Annotated in this window: 3 protein-coding genes and 1 pseudogene; all 4 read left to right on the forward strand. The window is 41.4% G+C overall.

The genetic code is table 11. From position 1 onward, the window contains the following. On the forward strand, positions 1–428 hold a 428-nt coding region (locus ACESK1_RS13230), incomplete at its 5' end, for a hypothetical protein (RefSeq protein WP_372920641.1). Between the two features lie 83 nt (positions 429–511). Then, positions 512–1066, forward strand: coding sequence for an outer membrane beta-barrel protein (locus tag ACESK1_RS13235; RefSeq protein ID WP_372920642.1), 555 nt, complete (start codon positions 512–514; stop codon positions 1064–1066). Positions 1067–1142: 76 nt separating this feature from the next. Continuing rightward, on the forward strand, positions 1143–1568 hold the full coding sequence (gene aroQ / locus ACESK1_RS13240; protein ID WP_372920643.1) for a type II 3-dehydroquinate dehydratase: 426 nt from the start codon (positions 1143–1145) through the stop codon (positions 1566–1568). Next, positions 1565–1875: pseudogene (locus tag ACESK1_RS13245) on the forward strand (ATP-binding protein); the annotation flags it as partial. The gene aroQ and the pseudogene ACESK1_RS13245, both read left to right, overlap by 4 nt.

Raw genomic sequence — 1875 nt, forward strand, 5'->3', positions numbered from 1 at the left:
GAGATCTGAAATTAGGAATTAACGGAGGCTTACCCGTAGGTGATGCCGAAGATTATTCAAACTTTCAATTGGGAGCAGATGTAGCTTACCTTTTTGGGGTGATGAATGTACTTGAAGTAGGCCCGATACTAGGCTACTCCAGGTTTTTTGCGGAAGATATAGATACCGGTTTTGGTGAAACGGATGCAGATGATGTTAGTTTCCTTCCAATAGCCGCTTCAGGAAGGCTCGGATTAGGAATCGTATTTGTGGGCCTTGACCTTGGATATGCTGTTAGCCTGATGGAAGATGGCGAAGGCGGCTTCTACTACAGACCGAAAATTGGAGTTGGGTTAGGGATTTTTTCCGTAATCGGGTCGTACCAGGGAATTAGCAATAATGGGGATAGCCTATCTTCGGTGAATGTTGGATTAGAATTCAGGTTATAACAACTATTCAGGCATATCAACGTATATTGGATTGATGATTTGATTTTTTTCATTAATTTCCGTGAATAAACCATCAATCCAATATGCTTAGAAACTTTTTGTTGGCTTTGCTTGCCATGGGTATTTTTCAAAGTGCCCAAAGCCAGGCTTTTAAAACTCCTTCTGTTAATTTATCTGTTCAGGCCGGTTACCTGGCTATAGATCCATCTTTTTCCACATTTTATCCTGAAGTGAGTGGGGAGTTTATCACCGGAGAGGCCGGTTTGTTCATAGGAGTTAATTATAACTTCTGGCTTGACCGCGATTTCTCCATAGTCCCTGAGGCCAGTTTTATCAGCAATAAGGAAACTGTTCACTATCGTGTGGCCGGGCTGGTGGAATACCGTATTCCAAATACTGGGTTCTATAGTCTGGGCGGTCCCCAGGTAAATATTTTGAGCGGAAATTCCATGAAATTTTATAAAAGAGTCGGTTTCGAACTTACCGGCGGAATTGGCTATGATATAAGTCGGTCATTCTACCTGGAAGGCCGTTACTCTCACGAATTCACCGATAGGTTAAAATCTGAAACACCATTTAGCGAAGATGATAATTACCGGTTTCGCTCCTATTCCGTAGGATTGGGTTATAGGTTTTAGGTGAAGAACTATCTCAATAAAGAGAAAATTCGCCCGGTTTAAGGAGGCAGATTAAATCTTTTGATATCTTTATCCTATGAAGATACTTATTATAAACGGTCCCAATCTAAACCTGCTTGGAACGCGGGAACCGGAAACTTACGGAAGTAAAAAATTTGAAGATTACTTTGCCGATCTGCAATTCAGGTTCAGGGAAGTAGAGCTATCCTATTTTCAATCCAACATTGAAGGGGAGATCATTGATCATTTACACAAGTCGGTGGGGGAGTTTGATGGAATAGTTTTGAATGCCGCGGCTTATACCCATACCTCTGTAGGAATTGGCGACGCAGTAAAAGCTATTGAAGTTCCCGTAGTTGAGGTTCATATTTCCAACACTCATGCCAGGGAAGAATTCAGGCATAAATCATTTATAGCTCCCGTAGCCAAAGGCGTTATCTTAGGTTTTGGTTTGCAGGGCTATGACCTGGCCATCCAGAGTTTTATCAATTCCAAGAAATGAAAAAAGCCTATTTAAACTGGAGCAGTGGCAAGGATGCAGCTTTCGCACTTTACAAGGTGCAAAAAGAGGGGGTATACGATGTTAAGAAACTGGTTTCCACAGTCAATTCTGAAACCAATAGAGTTTCGATGCACGGCCTCCGCATAGAATTGATGCAACAACAGGCCAATGCTATTGGGATTCCGCTTCAGCTTATTAAATTAGACGGGAATGTGAGTATGCAATCCTATAATGAACTCATGGAAATTGAAACAGAAAAACTACTCGACGAAGGTTTCAATTACAGCATTTTTGGAGATATTTTTTT

The organism is Salegentibacter sp., assembly GCF_041642575.1.
Taxonomy (GTDB): Bacteria; Bacteroidota; Bacteroidia; order Flavobacteriales; family Flavobacteriaceae; genus Salegentibacter.

Bases quoted from the DNA above. Each gene is read 5' to 3' on its own strand.
- aroQ (WP_372920643.1), top strand. From the start codon at position 1,143: ATGAAGATACTTATTATAAACGGTCCCAATCTAAACCTGCTTGGAACG.
- ACESK1_RS13235 (WP_372920642.1), top strand. From the start codon at position 512: ATGCTTAGAAACTTTTTGTTGGCTTTGCTTGCCATGGGTATTTTTCAA.